Annotated in this window: 15 protein-coding genes; 14 read left to right on the top strand and 1 reads right to left on the bottom strand. The window is 70.7% G+C overall.

From position 1 onward, the window contains the following. Positions 1-3: 3 nt before the first annotated feature. The 14 genes from ACFW5B_RS14990 (at position 4) to ACFW5B_RS15055 (ending at position 16476) form a co-directional block, all read left to right on the top strand. Positions 4-2001: a peptidoglycan D,D-transpeptidase FtsI family protein gene (locus tag ACFW5B_RS14990; protein WP_386438795.1), complete on the top strand. Its 1998-nt coding sequence runs from the start codon at positions 4-6 to the stop codon at positions 1999-2001. A gap of 18 nt (positions 2002-2019) precedes the next feature. Beyond that, positions 2020-3804, top strand: a complete 1785-nt coding sequence (locus ACFW5B_RS14995; protein ID WP_386438798.1) for a UDP-N-acetylmuramoyl-L-alanyl-D-glutamate--2,6-diaminopimelate ligase — start codon at positions 2020-2022, stop codon at positions 3802-3804. A 62-nt stretch (positions 3805-3866) separates the two neighbouring features. After that, positions 3867-5315, top strand: a complete 1449-nt coding sequence (murF, locus tag ACFW5B_RS15000) for a UDP-N-acetylmuramoyl-tripeptide--D-alanyl-D-alanine ligase (protein ID WP_386438801.1) — start codon at positions 3867-3869, stop codon at positions 5313-5315. Between the two features lie 5 nt (positions 5316-5320). Next, entirely contained in the window at positions 5321-6385 is a 1065-nt protein-coding gene (gene mraY, locus ACFW5B_RS15005) for a phospho-N-acetylmuramoyl-pentapeptide-transferase (RefSeq protein WP_042162194.1), read from the top strand. Then, a complete protein-coding gene (murD, locus tag ACFW5B_RS15010) occupies positions 6382-7836 on the top strand; it encodes a UDP-N-acetylmuramoyl-L-alanine--D-glutamate ligase (RefSeq protein WP_386438804.1) in 1455 nt (484 codons plus the stop codon). The genes mraY and murD overlap by 4 nt, the downstream gene beginning before the upstream one ends. A 61-nt stretch (positions 7837-7897) precedes the next feature. Beyond that, positions 7898-9247, top strand: coding sequence for a putative lipid II flippase FtsW (gene ftsW, locus ACFW5B_RS15015; protein WP_386438808.1), 1350 nt, complete (start codon positions 7898-7900; stop codon positions 9245-9247). A gap of 6 nt (positions 9248-9253) precedes the next feature. After that, positions 9254-10345 (top strand): undecaprenyldiphospho-muramoylpentapeptide beta-N-acetylglucosaminyltransferase, encoded by a 1092-nt coding sequence (gene murG / locus ACFW5B_RS15020; protein ID WP_386438811.1) that lies wholly within the window; start codon positions 9254-9256, stop codon positions 10343-10345. Between the two features lie 22 nt (positions 10346-10367). Then, on the top strand, positions 10368-11183 hold the full coding sequence (locus ACFW5B_RS15025) for a cell division protein FtsQ/DivIB (protein ID WP_386438813.1): 816 nt from the start codon (positions 10368-10370) through the stop codon (positions 11181-11183). 281 nt (positions 11184-11464) lie between these two features. Continuing rightward, complete coding sequence (gene ftsZ / locus ACFW5B_RS15030) at positions 11465-12706, top strand: cell division protein FtsZ (protein ID WP_386438815.1); 1242 nt, start codon at positions 11465-11467, stop codon at positions 12704-12706. Positions 12707-12719: 13 nt separating this feature from the next. Further along, on the top strand, positions 12720-13484 hold the full coding sequence (gene pgeF, locus ACFW5B_RS15035) for a peptidoglycan editing factor PgeF (protein ID WP_386438818.1): 765 nt from the start codon (positions 12720-12722) through the stop codon (positions 13482-13484). Further along, positions 13436-14203 (top strand): YggS family pyridoxal phosphate-dependent enzyme, encoded by a 768-nt coding sequence (locus ACFW5B_RS15040; RefSeq protein ID WP_386438820.1) that lies wholly within the window; start codon positions 13436-13438, stop codon positions 14201-14203. The genes pgeF and ACFW5B_RS15040 overlap by 49 nt, the downstream gene beginning before the upstream one ends. Positions 14204-14327: 124 nt before the next feature. Then, positions 14328-14948: a cell division protein SepF gene (locus ACFW5B_RS15045; protein WP_018090256.1), complete on the top strand. Its 621-nt coding sequence runs from the start codon at positions 14328-14330 to the stop codon at positions 14946-14948. 72 nt (positions 14949-15020) lie between these two features. Then, positions 15021-15314: a YggT family protein gene (locus tag ACFW5B_RS15050; protein ID WP_018090257.1), complete on the top strand. Its 294-nt coding sequence runs from the start codon at positions 15021-15023 to the stop codon at positions 15312-15314. A 49-nt stretch (positions 15315-15363) separates the two neighbouring features. After that, positions 15364-16476 (top strand): DivIVA domain-containing protein, encoded by a 1113-nt coding sequence (locus ACFW5B_RS15055; protein ID WP_386438823.1) that lies wholly within the window; start codon positions 15364-15366, stop codon positions 16474-16476. Positions 16477-16656: 180 nt separating this feature from the next. Here ACFW5B_RS15055 and ileS read toward each other — a convergent pair whose 3' ends face one another. Continuing rightward, positions 16657-19800, bottom strand: coding sequence for an isoleucine--tRNA ligase (gene ileS / locus ACFW5B_RS15060; protein ID WP_386438825.1), 3144 nt, complete (start codon positions 19798-19800; stop codon positions 16657-16659). Positions 19801-19824: the final 24 nt, after the last annotated feature.

The following is a 19824-nucleotide window of genomic DNA, read 5'->3' on the forward strand; positions in this document are numbered from 1 at the left end:
GGCATGACCGAGCCCAGGGACCCCCGCCGGGTGCCGCGCCCCGCCCAGCGCGGCGGCCGGGCGGGCAGCGGGGCCGGCCGCCCGCCCGCTGCCCGGCGGCCCACACCCCGCCCCGGCTCCCGGCCCCGGCCCGCCGCCCGTCCCGTACGCCCCCGCCCCGGCTCCCCGGCGCTCCGGCTCGGCAGCCCGCGCCCGCGGCTGCGGCTGGTCGCCCTCGGGCTGACGCTGATCATGCTGATCTTCGTCGTACGGCTTTTCCAGGTGCAGGCCGTGGACGCCGCGGCGTTCGCCGCCAAGGCCAACGAGAACCGGTACGTACCGGTCAAGCTGGCCGCCGAACGCGGTGCGATCACCGACCGCAACGGCGTGGACCTGGCCACCACCGTCGACGCGTACGACATCACCGCCGACCCGAGCCTGCTGGCGCCCGACAAGACCAAGATCGACGATGCCCCGCAGCGGGCCGCCGCGCTGCTCGCCCCGATCCTCGGCACGGACAAGGCCACCCTGGCCGGCAAGCTCGACCGGCCGAAGGCGCGCTACGCCCTGCTCGCCCGGCAGCAGAGCCCGCAGGTCTGGAAGAAGATCAAGGACCTGCGCACGACCCTCGACGCGGAGGCGGCTGCCGCGCCCAAGAACGCGCCCCGGCCCGACGTCCTGCTCGGGATCTTCGCCGACAAGCACAGCAAGCGCCTCTACCCCAACAAGAACCTCGCCGCCGGCGTGCTCGGCTTCGTCAACGGCGCCGGCAAGGGCGGCGGCGGCCTGGAAGCGCGCCTGGACAAGCAGCTGGCGGGCAAGGACGGCAAACTCGTCTACGCCCAGTCCGGCGGCCGCCGGGTGCCCACCGCCGACACCCAGGAACACCCCGCCGTCCCCGGCAGCGATGTCGAGCTGACCCTGGACCGCGACATCCAGTGGGCGGCCCAGCAGGCCATCACTCAGCAGGTCGCCAAGTCCGGCGCCGACCGCGGCTACGTCGTCGTCCAGGACACCCGGACCGGTGAGATCCTGGCGCTCGCCAACGCTCCCGGCTTCGACCCCAACGAGGTGTCCGAGGCCGACCCGGAAGCGCTGGGCAACGCCGCGCTGACCGACGCGTTCGAACCGGGCTCCACCAGCAAGGTGATGTCGATGGCCGCCGTCCTGGAGGAGGGCGTCGCCACACCGGCCACCCGGGTCACCGTGCCCAACCGGCTGCACCGGGGCGACCGGCTGTTCGCGGACGACGTCGACCACGCCACCTGGCATCTGACCCTCAACGGGGTGCTCGCCAAGTCCAGCAACATCGGCACCATCCTCGCGACCGGCCAGCTCGGCAGGACCCAGCCCGAGGCCAACCGGGTCCTCCACTCCTACCTGCGCAAGTTCGGGATCGGCCGGCCCACGGGGCTCGGCTTCCCCGGGGAGACCGACGGCATCCTGGCCCCGCCGCAGAAGTGGAACACCTCGCAGCAGTTCACCATCCCGTTCGGCCAGGGGCTGTCCCTCAACGCCGTACAGGCCGCCTCCGTCTACTCCACGATCGCCAACGGCGGCCGGCGCATCGCCCCTTCCCTGGTCCGCGGCAGCACCGGGCCCGACGGGCACTACACCCGGGCGCCCGCGCCCGCCAAGAACCGCGTGATCAGCCGGAAGACCGCGGCCACGCTGGCCACCATGCTGGAATCGGTGGTGGACGACGAGGAAGGCACCGGCGCGAAGGCGAAGATCGACGGCTACCGTGTCGGCGGCAAGACCGGCACGTCCAACCGGGTGGACCCCAGGACCGGCCGCTACCACGGCTACACCGCCTCGTTCGCCGGCTTCGCCCCCGCCGACAAACCCCGCATCACGGTCTACTGCGCCGTCCAGAACCCCACGACGGGCAGCTATTTCGGCGGCCAGGTCTGCGGCCCGATCTACCAGCAGGTCATGGCCTTCGCGCTGAAAACCCTCCAGGTACCGCCGACCGGCGCCAAGCCCCCGCGGCTGCCGGTCACCTTCACGCCAGGCCAATGAAATCGAGGCAATTCCGCCGTGATGACCATCACTCCAGACGGCACCCCGGAGGGCACCCCCACTCCGGGAAACTGCTCCTCCACAAGGCCCTCACTTCGCCCCGGGCCGGTGGTGCCCGGTACGCTCACCGCCGTGTCACACGCTGATCAGTCCCCGAAACCCCAGCACGCCGAGAAGGGCTCCGGTACCTACCCGGGAGCTCCGCGCCCTGAACGGGTCCGCCCCACCCCCCTGGCGGACCTCGCCGAGCAGCTGGGAAGCCCGGCTCCGGACGCCGGCCACCCCGGTGCAGGCACCGGCTCCACCGGAGCGGCTGACGCCGCGCAGCCCGTCATGGTCACCGGCATCACCCATGACTCCCGGGCGGTCCGCCCCGGTGACGTCTACGCGGCGCTGCCCGGCGCGCGTCTGCACGGTGCCGACTTCGTCGCCCAGGCCGCCGACCTCGGTGCCGCCGCGGTGCTGACCGACCCGTCCGGCGCCGAGCGCGCCGCCGCGACCGGTCTGCCGGTCCTCGTGGTCGAGAACCCCCGCGCCCGGATGGGTGCCCTCGCCGTCTCCATCTACGGAGCGCCGGGCGAGGACCTCCTCCAGATCGGCATCACCGGCACCTCCGGCAAGACCACCACGGCCTACCTCATCGAGGGCGGACTGCGGGCCGCGGCCGCCCGGCGCCCCGACGGCGGGCTGACCGGACTGATCGGCACTGTCGAGACCCGTATCGGCGACGAGCGCATCAAGTCCGAGCGCACCACCCCCGAGGCCACCGACCTCCAGGCGCTGTTCGCGGTGATGCGTGAGCGCGGCGTCCGCGCGCTGGCCATGGAGGTCTCCAGCCACGCGCTGGTCCTGGGCCGGGTCGACGGCTGCGTCTTCGACGTGGCGATCTTCAACAACCTCAGCCCGGAGCACATGGAGTTCCACTCCGGCATGGAGGACTACTTCCAGGCGAAGGCCCAGCTCTTCACCAAGGCCCGCAGCCGCGCCGGTGTCGTCAACCTCGACGACGAGTACGGCAAGCGGCTGGCCGAGGGCGAGTCCGAGGTCCCGGTCACCACCTTCTCCGCGGAGGGCCACCCCGACGCCGACTGGCGGGCGGCCGACGTCGAGGTCGGCACCCTCGGCTCGACCTTCACCGTGCACGGCCCGGACGGCGTCACCCTGCGCGCCGCGTCCCCGATCGCCGGCCCGTTCAACGTCGCCAACGCGCTCGCCGCGATCGTTTCGCTGGTCGTCGCCGGTATCGACCCGCAGACCGCGGCCGACGGTGTCGCCGCCGTCCCCGGCGTCCCCGGCCGCCTGGAGCGCATCGACGCCGGCCAGCCGTATCTGGCGGTCGTCGACTACGCGCACAAGACCGACGCCGTCGAATCGGTTCTGCGCGCCCTGCGCAAGGTCACCGACGGCAAACTGCACGCCGTTCTCGGCTGCGGCGGCGACCGCGACCCGCACAAGCGCGCCCCCATGGGTGCCGCGGTGGCCCGGCTCGCCGACACGGCCGTACTCACCTCCGACAACCCGCGCGGCGAGGACCCCCTGGCGATCCTCGCGACCATGCTCGCGGGCGCCTCGGAGGTCCCCATCCATGAACGCGGCACGGTGCTCGTCGAAGAAGAGCGTGCCGCCGCCATCGCCGCCGCCGTCGCCCGTGCCGAGCCCGGTGACACCGTGATCGTCGCCGGCAAGGGCCACGAGCAGGGCCAGGACATCGCCGGAGTGGTCCGCCCCTTCGACGACCGCCAGGTACTGCGCGAGGCCATCGAGGCTTCCTTGAAGTCACCGCAGCCGAACCACCAGGGATGACACACCGCCATGCGTGCACAACCCGTTTACCGTCACCGCCCGCCCAGAGCCGGGGGTGACCTGTGATCTCCCTGTCGCTCGCCGAGATCGCGAGCATCGTCGGAGGGCAGCAGTACGACATACCGGACGACGGCCGCCAGGTGACCGGACCGGTCGTGGCGGACTCCCGTGCGGTCCGCCCCGGCGCCCTGTTCGTGGCCTTCGCCGGTGAACGCGTCGACGGCCACGACTTCGCGGCCGCCGCCGTCGAGGCCGGCGCGGTGGCCGTGCTGGCCGCCCGTCCGCTCGGCGTCCCCGCGATCGTCGTCGACGACGTGGTCGCCGCGCTCGGCGCACTCGCCCGCGCCGTCGTCGCGCGGCTGGGCACCACCGTCGTGGGCCTCACCGGCTCGGCCGGCAAGACCAGCACCAAGGACCTGATCGCGCAGCTGCTGCAGCGCCACGGCCCGACGGTCTGGCCCGAGGGGAACCTCAACAACGAGATCGGGCTGCCGCTGACCGCGCTGCGCGCCGAGGACTCCACCCGCCATCTCGTCCTGGAGATGGGCGCCCGCGGCGTCGGCCACATCCGCTACCTCGCCGGGCTGACCCCGCCGAGGATCGGTGTGGTGCTGAACGTCGGCAGCGCGCACATCGGCGAGTTCGGCGGCCGTGAGCAGATCGCCCTGGCCAAGGGCGAGCTCGTCGAGGCGCTGCCCGCGGCCGACGACGGCGGGGTCGCGGTGCTCAACGCCGACGACCCGTACGTCCGTGCCATGGCGCCGCGCACCAAGGCCCGCACGGTTCTGTTCGGCGAGTCCCCGGAGGCCGCCGTACGTGCCGAGAATGTCCGGCTCACGGATCTTGGTCAGCCCGCTTTCACGCTTCGCACACCCTCCGGGTGCAGCGATGTGACCATGCGGCTGTACGGTGAGCACCACGTGTCGAACGCGCTCGCCGCGGCCGCCGTAGCCCATGAGTTGGGCATGCCCGTGGACGAGATCGCCGCAGCGCTCTCCGAAGCCGGCACGCTCTCCCGCTGGCGTATGGAGGTCACCGAGCGCGCGGACGGCGTGACGGTCGTCAACGACGCCTACAACGCGAACCCCGAGTCCATGCGAGCGGCGCTGCGAGCGCTGGTCGCGATGGGCGCAGCCGGCCAGGCGAAGGGCGGTCGTACGTGGGCGGTGCTCGGTGAGATGGCCGAGCTGGGCGAGGAGTCACTCGCCGAACACGACGCGGTCGGGCGCCTGGTCGTCCGGCTCAACGTCAGCAAGCTCGTGGCGGTCGGCGGCAGGGAAGCGGCCTGGCTCGACATGGGCGCCAAGAACGAGGGTTCGTGGGGTGAGGAGTCGGTGCACGTGTCCGACGCGCGGGCGGCGATCGACCTGTTGCGCAGCGAGTTGCGGCCGGGAGATGTCGTGCTGGTGAAGGCGTCCAGGTCGGTGGGGCTGGAGCGGGTCGCCGCAGCCTTGCTGGACGACGGCATGCTGGGCGCCGCGGGCGCCGAGGGTGGAGCCGCGTCCCGATGAACTCGATGAAGCAGATCCTCTTCTCCGGAATGATCGGTCTCTTCCTGACCCTGATCGGCACTCCGCTGCTGATCAAGTTGCTGGCCAAGAAGGGGTACGGGCAGTTCATCCGCGATGACGGCCCACGGACCCACGGCAGCAAGAAGGGCACGCCCACCATGGGCGGTATCTCCTTCATCCTGGCCACGATCATCGCCTACGCCGTGACGAAGGTGATCACCTCCAGCGATCCGACGTTCTCCGGTGTGCTGGTGCTGTTCCTCTTCGCCGGGATGGGCCTGGTCGGCTTCCTGGACGACTACATCAAGATCGTCAAGCAGCGTTCGCTGGGCCTCCGGGCCAAGGCGAAGATGGCCGGCCAGCTGATCGTCGGTATCGCCTTCGCAGTGCTCTCACTGCAGTTCGCCGATCTGCGCGGGCAGACCCCGGCGTCCGACCGGCTCTCCTTCACCCAGGACTTCGGCTGGCAGATCGGCCCGGTGATCTTCGTGATCTGGGCGCTGTTCATGATCCTGGCGATGTCCAACGGCGTGAACCTCACCGACGGCCTCGACGGCCTCGCCACCGGTGCCTCGGTGATGGTCTTCGGCGCGTACACCTTCATCGGCATCTGGCAGCACCAGGAGTCCTGCGCCAACCAGATCACCGCGGGGCCGGGCTGTTACGAGGTCCGTGACCCACTCGACCTCGCGGTCGTCGCCTCGGCCCTGATGGGCGCCTGCTTCGGCTTCCTGTGGTGGAACACCTCGCCCGCCAAGATCTTCATGGGTGACACCGGCTCGCTGGCCCTGGGCGGCGCGCTGGCCGGTCTGGCCATCTGCTCCCGTACGGAGCTGCTGCTGGCCATCCTCGGCGGTCTCTTCGTCCTGATCACCATGTCGGTGGTGATCCAGGTCGGGTCGTTCCGGCTGACCGGAAAGCGGGTCTTCCGGATGGCGCCGCTCCAGCACCACTTCGAACTCAAGGGGTGGTCGGAAGTCCTTGTGGTGGTCCGGTTCTGGATCATCCAGGGCATGTGCGTCATTGTGGGACTCGGCATCTTCTACGGCGGCTGGCAGGCAGCAAAGTGACCACCCATGCTCCGGCGGACTTCGCCGGTCAGCACATCACCGTCGCCGGCCTGGGCGTGAGCGGCAGCAGTGCCGCCCGCGCGCTGGCCGGCCTCGGCGCCCGCGTCACCGTCGTCGACGGCGGCGACGGCGAGAAGCAGCGGGCGGCCGCCGGTGAACTGGCGGAGCAGGGGATCACCGTCCGCCTCGGTGACGGCGACACCCTCCCCGAGGGCACCGACCTGGTCGTCACCTCGCCCGGCTGGAAGCCGGACAGCCCGCTGTTCGCGGCGGCCGCGGCGGCGGGCGTCGAGGCCGTCGGCGATGTGGAGATCGCCTGGCGGCTGCGGGGCCCCGGCGCCGCGGCCTGGCTCGGGGTCACCGGCACCAACGGCAAGACCACCACCGTGCGCATGCTGGCCTCGATCCTGGCCGCCGAGGGACTCAACACCCTGGCCGTCGGCAACATCGGCACCCCGATCATCGATGTCGTCCTGGGGCAGGGCAAGGACGGTGAGCCCCCGTACGACGTGCTCGCCGTCGAGCTCTCCAGCTACCAGCTGCACTGGGCGCCGTCGCTGCGCGCGCACTCCGCCGCGGTCCTCAACCTCGCCCCCGACCACCTCGACTGGCACGGCTCCATGGAGGCCTACGCCGCCGACAAGGGCCGGATCTACGAGGGCAACACCGTCGCCTGCGTCTACAACGCCGCCGACAAGGCGACCGAGGACCTGGTGCGCGAGGCCGACGTCGAGGAGGGCTGCCGGGCCATCGGCTTCACCCTCGGCACCCCCGGCCCTTCCCAACTCGGCGTCGTCGACGGCATCCTCGTCGACCGCGCCTTCGTGGAGAACCGCCGGCAGCAGGCCCAGGAGCTGGCCGAGGTCTCCGACATCGCGCCCGGCTCCGGGCCCGCCGCCCCGCACAACATCGCCAACGCCCTCGCGGCGGCGGCGCTGGCCCGTGCCTTCGGCGTCCGGCCCGCCGCCGTACGCGACGGACTGCGCGCCTTCCACCCGGACGCACACCGCATCCAGCACATCGCGGAGCTCGACGGCGTCACCTACATCGACGACTCCAAGGCCACCAACACCCACGCCGCCGAGGCGTCGTTGGCGGCGTACGAGCACATCGTGTGGATCGCCGGCGGCCTCGCCAAGGGTGCGACCTTCGACGAGCTGGTCCAGAAGTCCGCGGGCCGGCTGCGCGGGGCGGTACTGATCGGTGCCGACCGGGCGCTGATCCGGGAAGCCCTGGCGCGACACGCCCCCGATGTCCCGGTGGCCGACCTCGACCGGACCGACACTGGGGCGATGTCCGAGGCGGTCCGGGAAGCGGCCCGTCTGGCCGAGCCCGGCGACACCGTCCTGCTGGCACCGGCCTGCGCCTCGATGGACATGTTCGTCAACTACAACAAGCGGGGCGACGCCTTCGCCGCGGCGGTCGGTGAGCTGACCGCACGGGATCACTAGCACCGTTTCTCCCCGCTGCCGCCGAGCGCCGGCGGCTCGCGCACCTGTGGAGGGGACGAGGATGACGGCCCGATCGGCGAAGGCGGCCGCCTCGCGCCCGGTGCGCCGGCCCGCCACGGTGCGCAAGCCACGCGGCGGGCGCACCCCGGGCGGCCCCCGGGGGCTCCACATCCGGCTGAGACGGGCCTGGGACCGCCCGCTGACCGCGTACTACCTGATCCTCGGCGGCAGCCTGCTGATCACTGTCCTGGGGCTGGTGATGGTCTACTCGGCGTCCCAGATCAAGGCGCTGCAGTCCGGGCTCGCCCCGACGTTCTTCTTCCGCAAGCAGCTGCTGGCCGCCGTCCTCGGCGGCGGGCTGCTGCTGGCCGCCTCCCGGATGACCGTGCGGCTGCACCGCGGGCTGGCCTATCCGCTGCTGGCCGTCTCGGTGTTCCTGATGTGTCTGGTGCAGATTCCGGGCATAGGGGTCGCGGTCAACGGCAATCAGAACTGGATCAGCCTCGGCGGACCTTTCCAGATGCAACCGAGCGAGTTCGCCAAGCTCGCGCTGGTGCTGTGGGGCGCCGATCTGCTGGCCCGCAAACAGGACAAAAGGCTGCTGGTGCAGTGGAAGCATCTGCTGGTGCCGCTGATCCCGGTGGCGTTCCTGCTGCTCGGGCTGATCATGCTCGGCGGCGACATGGGTACCGCGATCATTCTCACGGCGATCCTCTTCGGGCTGCTGTGGCTGGCCGGGGCGCCGACCCGGCTGTTCGCGGGGGTGCTGGGCGCCGCCGCCGTGATCGGGGCGCTGCTGATCAAGACCAGCGCCAACCGGATGTCCCGGCTGGCCTGCATCGGCGCCACCGATCCCGGGCCCGGTGACCAGTGCTGGCAGGCCGTGCACGGCATCTATGCTCTGGCGTCCGGTGGATTCTTCGGTTCCGGCCTCGGCGCGAGTATGGAAAAATGGGGTGAACTCCCCGAACCGCACACCGACTTCATCTTCGCCATCACCGGGGAGGAACTGGGTCTGGCGGGGACGCTGTCGGTACTCGCCCTCTTCGCGGCTCTAGGCTATGCGGGTATCCGCGTGGCAGGACGCACGGAGGACCCCTTCGTACGGTATGCCGCGGGCGGCGTGACCACCTGGATCACGGCCCAGGCCGTGATCAATATCGGTGCGGTGCTCGGCCTGTTGCCGATCGCCGGTGTCCCGCTCCCGCTGTTTTCCTACGGAGGCTCCGCCCTGCTGCCGACGATGTTCGCCATCGGGCTGCTGATCGCCTTCGCGCGTGACGAGCCCGCTGCACGGGCGGCCTTGTCGGCCCGGTCGGCGCGGAAGCCGGCCTTCGGCAGGGGGCGGGCCGGGGTGAGATGGAAGACGATGAGACGGCGCGTCAAGAAGCGGCCGTCCGGAGAGCGGTGAATTTCGGTGCATGTCGTACTCGCCGGTGGGGGGACCGCCGGCCACATCGAGCCCGCGCTCGCCCTCGCGGACGCACTGCGGAGGCAGGACCCCACCGTGGGGATCACGGCACTCGGTACGGAGAAGGGCCTGGAGACCCGGCTCGTCCCCGAGCGCGGCTATGAGCTGGGCCTCATCCCGGCCGTACCGCTGCCGCGCAAGCCCACCCCCGAACTGATCACCGTCCCCGGGCGGCTGCGCGGCACGATCAAGGCCGCCGAGCAGATCCTGGAGCGCACCAAGGCGGACTGCGTCGTCGGCTTCGGCGGCTATGTGGCGCTGCCCGGCTATCTGGCCGCCAAGCGGCTCGGAGTGCCGATCATCGTCCACGAGGCCAACGCCCGTCCGGGCCTGGCCAACAAGATCGGCTCGCGCTACGCCAAGTTCGTCGCGGTCAGCACCCCGGACAGCAAGCTGCGCGGGGCCCGGTACGTCGGCATCCCGCTGCGCCGCACCATCGCCACGCTGGACCGCGCCGCGGTCCGCCCCGAGGCGCGGGCCGCCTTCGGCCTCGACCCCAACCTCCCGACCCTCCTGGTGTCCGGCGGTTCCCAGGGCGCCCGCCGGCTGAACGAGGTCATCCAGGCCGCCGTTCCGGTTCTCCAGCGGGCCGGTATCCAGGTGCTGCACGCGGTCGGCCCGAAGAACGAACTGCCGCATGTGAACAACATGCCCGGGATGCCCCCCTATGTCCCGGTACCGTACGTGGACCGGATGGATCTCGCGTACGCCGCGGCCGACATGATGCTCTGCCGCGCGGGCGCGATGACCGTCGCCGAGTTGTCCGCCGTCGGGCTGCCGGCCGCCTTCGTCCCGCTGCCCATCGGCAACGGCGAGCAGCGGCTCAACGCCCAGCCGCTGGTCAACGCCGGCGGGGGCCTGCTGGTCGACGACGCCCAGCTGACCCCGGACTGGGTGCAGAACAGCGTGCTCCCGGTCCTGGCCGATCCGCACCGGCTGTACGAGATGTCGCGCGCGGCCTCCGAGTTCGGCCGCCGGGACGCCGATGAGCTGTTGGTCGGCATGGTGTACGAGGCGATCGCGCAGCACAACAAGTAGCGCACGAGAGAAGGCAGGGAGCGTGGCCGGACCGGCAACCGCCCGCAGAGGCGAGAAGAAGTCACCGTCCGGCCCGCCCTCCGCCGCGGCACCCCCGGGGCGAAGATTCCCGTGGGAGCGCCTTCCGTTTCGCGCGCCGAGCCGCCGCGGTCTGATCATCATCCTGGTTACCGCGGTACTGCTCGGCGCGTTCGGCGTCTGGGTCCTCTACGCCTCGAACTGGCTCCGGCTGGAACGCGTCCGGACCACCGGCACCAAGGTTCTGACGCCGCATGACGTCATCGCCGCCGCGGACGCCCCGATGAACGCGCCGCTGGTCTCGGTCGATACGGACGCGCTGGCCCGCCGGCTGCGCGCACGGCTGCCGCGCATCAAGGCCGTGGACGTCGAGCGGTCCTGGCCGCACACAATCGGCCTGAAGGTGACCGAAAGAGTGCCGGAACTGCTGGTGCCGTCGGGCGGAAAGTTCATCGAAGTGGACGCCGCGGGCGTCCGGTTCGCCGCCGTCCGCACTGCCCCCAAGGGCGTTCCGCTTCTGGAAATGTCCGCTTCCGACTCCCCGAGTCTGCGCCGTTTCGGAATCGACCGGCTGCGCCGTGCCGCGGTCGAGGTCGCCCGGGACGTGCCCGCGGCCGTGCACAAGGACGTACGGAAGGTCCGGGTGCGGTCCTACGACGCCATCAGCCTCGAACTGGCCGGCGGCCGCACGGTCGCGTGGGGCAGCCGCGAACAGGGCGCCGAGAAGGCAAAGGTGCTGACCGCGCTGCTGAAAGCGGCGCGTGACGCGCGCCACTTCGACATCTCGGTGCCCAGCGCCCCTGCGGTGTCCGGGAGTTGACGTCCGTAGCCGCAGGCCAGCACCCTGGATGGCTACGACTATGGGTGATCACATAGGGTGAAAAGAAAAACGGGAGGTTCGGCGTGTTCGTTGAACGGGCGCGCCTTGTCGACTTAGTGTCTCGTTCCAAAGGGACTATGGAAGCAAGGAACACAGGCACAGGTAACCCTAAACTTCAACGTTAGGGTTCGGGTCGGCGATACGAACCGTCCCATCGGCATCAGTCGGCGTCCACACGCAGTGCGGCGACGACACGTAACTCGAGGCGAGAGGCCTTCGACGTGGCAGCACCGCAGAACTACCTCGCAGTCATCAAGGTCGTCGGCATCGGCGGCGGTGGCGTGAACGCCATCAACCGGATGATCGAGGTCGGGCTCAAGGGCGTCGAGTTCATCGCGATCAACACCGATGCGCAGGCGCTGCTGATGAGCGACGCCGACGTCAAGCTCGACGTCGGCCGCGAAATGACCCGCGGACTCGGCGCCGGCGCCAACCCGGATGTGGGTCGCAAGGCGGCCGAGGACCACCGCGAGGAGATCGAAGAGGTCCTCAAGGGGGCCGACATGGTCTTCGTGACCGCGGGCGAGGGCGGCGGCACCGGCACCGGCGGCGCCCCCGTCGTCGCCAACATCGCCCGCTCGCTGGGCGCCCTGACGATCGGTGTGGTCACCCGGCCGTTCACCTTCGAGGGCCGCCGTCGCGCCAACCAGGCCGAGGACGGCATCGCCCAGCTGCGCGAAGAGGTCGACACCCTCATCGTGATTCCCAACGACCGACTGCTGTCCATCTCGGACCGCCAGGTGAGCGTGCTCGACGCGTTCAAGTCCGCGGACCAGGTGCTGCTGTCGGGTGTCCAGGGCATCACCGATCTGATCACCACCCCGGGTCTGATCAACCTCGACTTCGCCGACGTCAAGTCCGTGATGTCGGAGGCCGGCTCGGCCCTCATGGGGATCGGCTCGGCGCGCGGCGACGACCGCGCGGTGGCCGCCGCGGAGATGGCGATCTCCTCGCCGCTCCTGGAAGCGTCCATCGACGGTGCCCGCGGGGTGCTGCTCTCCATCTCCGGCGGCTCCGACCTCGGTCTCTTCGAGATCAACGAGGCCGCGCAGCTGGTCAGCGAGGCGGCGCACCCGGAAGCCAACATCATCTTCGGTGCGGTCATCGACGACGCGCTGGGCGACGAGGTCCGGGTGACGGTCATCGCCGCGGGCTTCGACGGCGGTCAGCCGCCGGCCCGCCGGGATGCGCAGTCCTCCGCACTGTCGTCCCCGCCGAAGCGCGAGGAGCCGGCCCCGGCGGCCCCCAGCCGTCCGGCCACTCCGCCCGAGCCGCGTTCGTCGTCCTTCGGCGGACTGGGTTCGGTGCCCGTACGGGACGAGGAGCCGGCGCCCGCCGAGTCCTCCTCCTCGCTGGGTGATGTTTCGTCCACCCCGTCGAGCGCTCCGCAGGTTCCCCCGGCCCGTCCGTCGTACTCGGACTCCTCGGCCGAGGAACTGGACGTCCCCGACTTCCTGAAGTGACCGAAGCACTGAAGTGATAGGGCAACTGCACCACGAGAGCGGCGCGCACTTCGCCTTCACCGACAGGTGGGGCGGGGTGAGCGCCGCTCCGTATGACCAGCTCAACCTGGGCGGCGCGGTCGGTGACGACCCGCGGGCCGTCCGTGCCAACCGTGCCCGCGCCGCCGGGGAACTCGGGCTCGACCCGGCCGTGGTGGTCTGGATGAACCAGGTCCACGGCCGGGACGTCGCGGTGGTCGACGGGCCGTGGCAGGGCGACGACATCCCCGGTGTGGACGCGGTGGTGACGGAACGCCGGGGCCTCGCGCTCGCGGTCCTGACCGCCGACTGCACCCCGGTCCTCCTCGCCGACCCGGTCGCGGGGATCGCGGGGGCCGCGCACGCCGGCCGGCCCGGCCTGGTCGCCGGGGTCGTCCCGGCGGTGGTCGAGGCCATGGTGAAGCGGGGTGCGGACCCGGCGCGGATCATCGCCCGCACCGGACCGGCGATCTGCGGACGCTGTTACGAGGTGCCCGAGCAGATGCGTGCCGACGTCGCCGCGGTGGTGCCCGAGGCCCGTGCGACGACGAGCTGGGGCACCCCCGCGGTGGACGTCACCGCAGGCGTACGGGCCCAACTCGCCGCGCAGGGCGTGCTGGTGCGTGAAGATTCCCACATCTGCACCCGCGAATCCGCGGACCACTTCTCTTATCGGCGCGACCGTACGACGGGGCGGCTCGCGAGCTATGTATGGCTCGGGGACCTCCCCGGCCCGGGGCTGGGGGAGGCCACGCCGTGACGGAGGACCGGAAGACGCAACTGGCGGAGAACCTGGCCCGGGTGGAGGAACGTATCTCCGCCGCCTGCGCCCAGGCCGGCCGGCCTCGGGACGAGGTGACCCTGATCGTGGTCACCAAGACCTATCCCGCGAGCGATGTCCGGCTGCTTGCGGAACTCGGGGTGCGGCAGGTTGCGGAGAACCGCGATCAGGAGGCGGCCGTCAAGGCCGCGGAATGCGCTGATTTGCCCCTTACTTGGCACTTCGTTGGTCAACTACAGACCAACAAGGTGCGGTCCGTGGCGGGTTATGCCGGAATTGTTCAGTCGGTCGACCGGGCCCGGCTCGTCACCGCGCTCTCCAAAGAGGCGGTGCGCGCCGGGCGTGAGCTGGGCTGCCTGATCCAGGTGGCACTTGACGCCGAGTCGGGAGTGCGGGGTGAGCGGGGCGGTGTGGCGCCGGACGGTGTCGCGGCGCTCGCCGGGCAGATCGCCGGGGCCCAAGGTCTGCGCGTGGACGGTGTGATGACCGTCGCGCCGCTGGCCGGGCCCTATGCGGGACGTGAACTCGCCGCCTTCGAACGGCTCATGGAAATCTCATCCGACCTGCGCGCCGACCATCCTGCTGCCACCATGGTGTCCGCAGGCATGAGCGCGGACCTCGAGCACGCCGTGGCGGCCGGGGCGACACATGTGCGCGTCGGCACTGCGGTACTCGGAGTCCGACCACGGCTCCGGTAACGTCGCCAAGCAAGTCGGACCACAGCACAAAATATGGTCATTCCCGTAAAAAACGGGGCAGGCCGAGTGGATCCAAGGCCCCTGCTGACGGAGCCGATCCACCACAGAGCGGAGGACGCAGAGAATGGCCGGCGCGATGCGCAAGATGGCGGTCTACCTCGGCCTCGTGGAGGACGATGGGTACGACGGCCGGGGGTTCGACCCCGACGACGAGTTCGAGCCCGAGCTTGACCCGGAGCCCGACCGGGGGCGGCGTCAACAGCACCCAGTGCAGGCCGAAATTCCCCCCGAAAGGGAGGAACCCGTCCGTGCCGTGACGCCTCCGGCGCAACGTGAACCAGCCCCGCTTGCCACGGAAAACGGACGACCCGCGCGAATCGCCCCCGTGGCATCCATCACACCCGACCGTCCGAATCTGGAGAAGAACGCACCGGTGATCATGCCCAAGGTTGTGTCCGAGCGGGAGCCCTACCGCATCACCACGCTCCACCCCCGGACCTACAACGAAGCCCGTACCATCGGGGAACACTTCCGTGAGGGCACTCCGGTGATCATGAATCTGACGGAGATGGATGACACCGACGCGAAGCGACTTGTCGACTTTGCGGCCGGTTTGGTGTTTGGTCTTCACGGCAGCATCGAGCGGGTGACGCAGAAGGTGTTCCTGTTGTCGCCTGCTAACGTCGATGTCACGGCGGAGGACAAGGCCCGTATCGCAGAGGGCGGATTCTTCAACCAGAGCTGAGACGCAACACCGGGCACACCGGGTCGGTGAGGCCAACACAGGAGCAAGGCAAGGGGAGAGGGACCGCGCGAGATGAGTGTCTTTGGTCAGGTGATCTACATCGCGCTGTACTGCTTCCTGATCGTGTTGATCTTCCGGCTGGTGATGGACTATGTCTTCCAGTTCGCCCGCTCATGGCAACCCGGCAAGGCGATGGTGGTCATTCTTGAGGCCGCTTACACTGTCACTGATCCGCCACTCAAGCTTCTGCGGCGGGTCATTCCGCCGCTGCGTCTCGGGGGCGTGGCGCTCGACCTGTCCTTCTTCGTATTGATGATCATCGTGTACATCCTGATCACCGCTGTGAGGTCGGTGTTGTTGGTGTGAACGATACGGTCTTGCCGATTGCCGACGACTACGTTGAGGTGAAGTAGAGATGCCGTTGACCCCCGAGGACGTGCGGAACAAGCAGTTCACGACCGTCCGCCTCCGAGAAGGCTATGACGAGGACGAGGTCGATGCCTTCCTCGATGAGGTCGAAGCCGAACTGACGCGGCTCCTGCGGGAGAACGAGGATCTTCGCGCCAAGCTCGCCGCTGCCACCCGCGCCGCCGCGCAGAACCAGCAGCAGCAGGGCCTGCGCAAGGGACCGGACCAGCAGCAGCAGGAGCAGCAGCAGCGTCCGGGGGCTCCGGTGCCCGCCGCCATATCCGGTCCGCAGCCGGTGCCGCCGCAGCAGCAGGGGATGGGTGGACCTCCCCAACTGCCCGGTGGAGCACCTCAGCTGCCTCCTGGTCCCGGTGGTCACGGCCCGCAGGGTCACGGCCCCGGTCCGATGGGTCCCGGTGGTCCCATGGGCGGCCCGATGGGCGGCCCCGGTGGACCGCAGCTGCCCGGCCCCGGTGGCCAGCAGGGCGGCCCGGGTGGCGACAGCGCCGCGCGCGTGCTGTCGCTGGCACAGCAGACCGCTGACCAGGCGATCGCGGAGGCCCGTTCCGAGGCCAACAAGATCGTCGGCGAGGCGCGCAGCCGTGCCGAGGGCCTGGAGCGGGACGCCCGCGCCAAGGCCGACGCGCTGGAGCGGGACGCGCAGGAGAAGCACCGCGTGGCGATGGGCTCGCTGGAGTCGGCCCGCGCGACGCTGGAGCGCAAGGTCGAGGACCTGCGCGGCTTCGAGCGCGAGTACCGCACGCGGCTGAAGTCCTACCTGGAGAGCCAGCTGCGTCAGCTGGAGAACCAGGCGGACGACTCGCTGGCCCCGCCGCGGACCCCGGCCGCTGCCCCGTCGCTGCCGCCGTCGCCGTCGATGGCGTCGGCCGGTGCGGGCACCATGGGTGGCAACCACACCATGGGTGGCGGCCAGTCGATGGGTGGCGGCAACCACTCCATGGCCGGTCCGTCCGGCAACGGTCCGTCCTACGGCGGTCAGCAGCAGATGTCGCCGGCGATGACCCAGCCGATGGCTCCGGTGCGTCCGCAGAGCCCGCAGCCGATGCAGCAGACGCCGTCGCCGATGCGCGGCTTCCTGATCGACGAGGACGACAACTGACGTCCGCGTAGCGCGCACAGTCGGCAATCAGGGCCGGGCCCCGAGGGAACACTCCTTCGGGGCCCGGCCCTTTTGTGTGTACTTGCGCGCGGGTGCGGCCCGGTCCCCGGGGACGGCAGAGCCCCCCGGGGCCGTGGCGCCGGGGGGCTCGGTGCGTCGCGGTGGGTGCCGCGTGCGTGGTTACGCCTTGCGCAGCCGGAAGGTGAGGGCCAGGCTCTCGTCCGTGAACTCGGAGCCGTAGGAGTCGTCCGCCTCGCCGGGGGCGAAGTCCGTGGCGAGCACCTCGTCGGAGATCAGGCCGGCGTGGTCGGCCAGCGCCGTGCGCACCTCCTCGTCGGTGGACTCCCAGCGCAGCGCGATCCGGTCGGCGACGTCGAGGCCGCTGTTCTTACGCGCCTCCTGGATCAGCCGGATCGCGTCGCGGGCCAGGCCCGCCCGGCGCAGCTCCGGGGTGATCTCCAGGTCGAGGGCGACGGTCGCGCCCGCGTCGGAGGCCACCGACCAGCCCTCGCGCGGGGTTTCGGTGATGATGACCTCGTCGGGCGCGAGGGTGACGGTCTCCCCGTCGACCTCGACGCTCGCCGTGCCCTCGCGCAGGGCGAGCGAGAGGGCGGCGGCGTTCGCCGACGCGACGGCCTTGGCGACCGCCTGGACGCCCTTGCCGAACCGCTTGCCCAGGGCGCGGAAGTTCGCCTTGGCGGTGGTGTCGACCAGGGAGCCCCCCACCTCGGAGAGCGAGGCCAGCGAGCTGACGTTGAGTTCCTCGGCGATCTGTGCGCGCAGGTCGTCGGTCAGGCCCGCGAAGCCGTGGGCCGCGACCAGGGCGCGGGACAGCGGCTGGCGGGTCTTCACACCGGACTCGGCGCGGGTGGCCCGGCCCAGCTCGACCAGCCGGCGCACCAGCTGCATGCGGTCGGACAGCGCCGGGTCGATCAGCGTCCGGTCGGCGGCCGGCCAGGTGGAGAGGTGGACGGAGTCCGGGGCGTCCGGGGTGACCGGGACGACCAGGTCCTGCCAGACCCGCTCGGTGATGAACGGGGTGAGCGGCGCCATGAGGCGGGTGACGGTCTCGATGACCTCGTGGAGGGTGCGCAGCGCGGCCGCGTCGCCCTGCCAGAAGCGGCGGCGGGAGCGGCGGACGTACCAGTTGGAGAGGTCGTCGACGAAGGCGGAGAGCAGCTTGCCGGCGCGCTGGGTGTCGAACGCCTCCAGCGATTCGGTGACCTGCTCGACCAGGGTGTTCAGCTCGCCCAGCAGCCAGCGGTCCAGCAGCGGGCGGTCGGCGGGGGCCGGGTCGGCCGCGGAGGGCGCCCAGCCGGACGTACGGGCGTAGAGCGCCTGGAAGGCGACGGTGTTCCAGTACGTCAGCAGCGTCTTGCGGACGACTTCCTGGATGGTGGAGTGGCCCACCCGGCGGGCGGCCCAGGGGGAGCCGCCGGCGGCCATGAACCAGCGGACCGCGTCGGCGCCGTGCTGATCCATCAGCGGGATCGGCTGGAGGATGTTGCCGAGGTGCTTGGACATCTTCCGGCCGTCCTCGGCGAGGATGTGGCCGAGGCAGACCACGTTCTCGTACGAGGACTTGTCGAAGACGAGGGTGCCGACCGCCATCAGCGTGTAGAACCAGCCGCGGGTCTGGTCGATGGCCTCGGAGATGAACTGCGCCGGGTAGCGCTTCTCGAACAGCTCCTTGTTGCGGTACGGGTAGCCCCACTGCGCGAACGGCATCGAGCCCGAGTCGTACCAGGCGTCGATGACCTCGGGGACGCGGGTGGCGGTGAGCGCGCAGCCCTCGTGGGTGCAGGGGAAGGTGACGGCGTCGATGTACGGGCGGTGCGGGTCCAGGCCGGACTGGTCGGTGCCGGTCAGCTCGGACAGCTCGGTGAGCGAGCCGACGCAGGTGAGGTGGCCCTCCTCGCAGCGCCAGATGGGCAGCGGGGTGCCCCAGTAGCGGTTGCGGGACAGTGCCCAGTCGATGTTGTTGTTGAGCCAGTCGCCGAAGCGGCCGTGCTTGACCGACTCGGGGAACCAGTTGGTGTTCTCGTTCTCCCGCAGCAGGGCGTCCTTGACCGCGGTGGTGCGGATGTACCACGACGGCTGCGCGTAGTAGAGCAGTGCGGTGTGGCAGCGCCAGCAGTGCGGGTAACTGTGCTCGTAGGCGAGGTGCCGGAAGAGCAGCCCGCGGGCGCCCAGGTCGGCGACCAGCGCCTCGTCGGCCTTCTTGAAGAACTGGCCGCCTACCAGGGCAAGTTGCTCCTCGAAGGTGCCGTCCGGGCGGACCGGGTTGATCACCGGGAGTTCGTACGCCTTGCAGGTCCTGAGGTCGTCCTCACCGAAGGCCGGGGCCTGGTGGACGAGGCCGGTGCCGTCGTCGGTGGTGACGTACTCGGCGTTGACGACGATGTTGGCGCCGTCCAGCTCAACGAGGTCGAAGGGGCGCTGATAGGCCCAGCGCTCCATCTCACGGCCGGTGAAGGACTCGCCGGTGGCGGTCCAGCCCTCGCCGAGCGCCTTCTCCAGCAGCGGTTCGGCGACGACCAGCTGCTCGCTGCCGTCGGTGGCGACGACATAGGTGACGTCGGGGTGTGCGGCGACGGCGGTGTTGGAGACCAGGGTCCAGGGGGTGGTCGTCCAGATGAGCAGCGCGGCCCGGCCGGCCAGCGGGCCGGAGGTCAGCGGCAGCCGGACGAAGACGGAGGGGTCGACGACGTTCTCGTACCCCTGGGCCAGCTCGTGGTCCGAGAGGCCGGTGCCGCAGCGCGGGCACCAGGGGGCGACGCGGTGGTCCTGGACCAGCAGGCCCTTGCCGAAGATCTCCTTCAGCGACCACCACACCGACTCGATGTAGTCGGGGTCCATCGTGCGGTACGGGGCATCGAGGTCGGTCCAGTAGCCCATACGGGTCGTGAGCTCGGCGAACGCGTCGGTGTGGCGGGTCACCGACTCCCGGCACTTGGCGTTGAACTCGGCGATGCCGTACGCCTCGATGTCCTTCTTGCCGTTGAAGCCCAGCTCCTTCTCCACCGCCAGCTCGACCGGGAGGCCGTGGCAGTCCCAGCCGGCCTTGCGGTCGACGTGGTAGCCCTGCATCGTCCGGAACCGGGGGAAGACGTCCTTGAAGACGCGCGCCTCGATGTGGTGGGCGCCGGGCATGCCGTTGGCGGTCGGGGGGCCCTCGTAGAAGACCCACTCGGGCCGGCCCTCGGACTGCTGGAGGGTGCGGGCGAAGACCTTCTGCTCCTGCCAGAAGTCGAGCACGGCGTGCTCGAGGGCGGGAAGGTCTACCTGGGCGGGTACCTGGCGGTACTGGGGCTGCGGACTCATCGGGGGCTTCCTCCGGCGGACACC

The sequence above is a fragment of the Streptomyces sp. NPDC058773 genome (assembly GCF_042746015.1).
In the GTDB taxonomy this organism is placed as follows: Bacteria; Actinomycetota; Actinomycetes; order Streptomycetales; family Streptomycetaceae; genus Streptomyces.

Excerpts from the sequence above, each read along its gene's own strand:
- ACFW5B_RS15050 (WP_018090257.1), top strand. The coding sequence starts at position 15,021 with ATGAGTGTCTTTGGTCAGGTGATCTACATCGCGCTGTACTGCTTCCTG.
- ACFW5B_RS15045 (WP_018090256.1), top strand. The coding sequence starts at position 14,328 with ATGGCCGGCGCGATGCGCAAGATGGCGGTCTACCTCGGCCTCGTGGAG.
- ACFW5B_RS15055 (WP_386438823.1), top strand. The coding sequence starts at position 15,364 with ATGCCGTTGACCCCCGAGGACGTGCGGAACAAGCAGTTCACGACCGTC.
- ACFW5B_RS15040 (WP_386438820.1), top strand. The coding sequence starts at position 13,436 with ATGGCTCGGGGACCTCCCCGGCCCGGGGCTGGGGGAGGCCACGCCGTG.
- mraY (WP_042162194.1), top strand. The coding sequence starts at position 5,321 with ATGAAGCAGATCCTCTTCTCCGGAATGATCGGTCTCTTCCTGACCCTG.
- ileS (WP_386438825.1), bottom strand. The coding sequence starts at position 19,800 with ATGAGTCCGCAGCCCCAGTACCGCCAGGTACCCGCCCAGGTAGACCTT.
- ACFW5B_RS14990 (WP_386438795.1), top strand. The coding sequence starts at position 4 with ATGACCGAGCCCAGGGACCCCCGCCGGGTGCCGCGCCCCGCCCAGCGC.
- ftsW (WP_386438808.1), top strand. The coding sequence starts at position 7,898 with ATGACGGCCCGATCGGCGAAGGCGGCCGCCTCGCGCCCGGTGCGCCGG.